1 protein-coding gene is annotated in these 286 nt (G+C 34.3%); it reads right to left on the bottom strand.

Annotated features, from left to right (window positions below; genetic code table 11):
• Window positions 1–201, bottom strand: a 201-nt coding sequence (locus AAEY72_RS14495; protein ID WP_352311219.1) for an EF-hand domain-containing protein, incomplete at its 3' end; no start/stop codon positions are given.
• Window positions 202–286 lie beyond the last annotated feature (85 nt).

Raw genomic sequence — 286 nt, 5'->3', positions numbered from 1 at the left:
CAATTGCCCATCTTGATTAGTATCAATTTGTAAAAAATTTTCGTGTAGAACGGCATCTTCACCTGCTTCGGCTTCACTTAATGTGCCGTTACTGTCTTTATCAAGCTCGTTAAAAGTCGCGTGAACGTCCATTGCGTGTGCGTTAGCGCCTAAAAAGCCTAAAGCCAGTAATGATGAAATTACTAAAATGCGTTTGTTCATAATTATTTCCTTATTGATTAAAGTTATTACTCCTACTACAAAAATGATGCCAAAAATAATTGTTGTTAATTTTCAAGTGTTTATA

This window comes from Psychrobacter sp. W2-37-MNA-CIBAN-0211, assembly GCF_040309405.1.
Classification (GTDB): Bacteria; Pseudomonadota; Gammaproteobacteria; order Pseudomonadales; family Moraxellaceae; genus Psychrobacter; species Psychrobacter glaciei.
The sequence above is the reverse complement of the archived record's forward strand: the minus strand, read 5'-3'. Positions and strand labels throughout refer to the sequence as shown.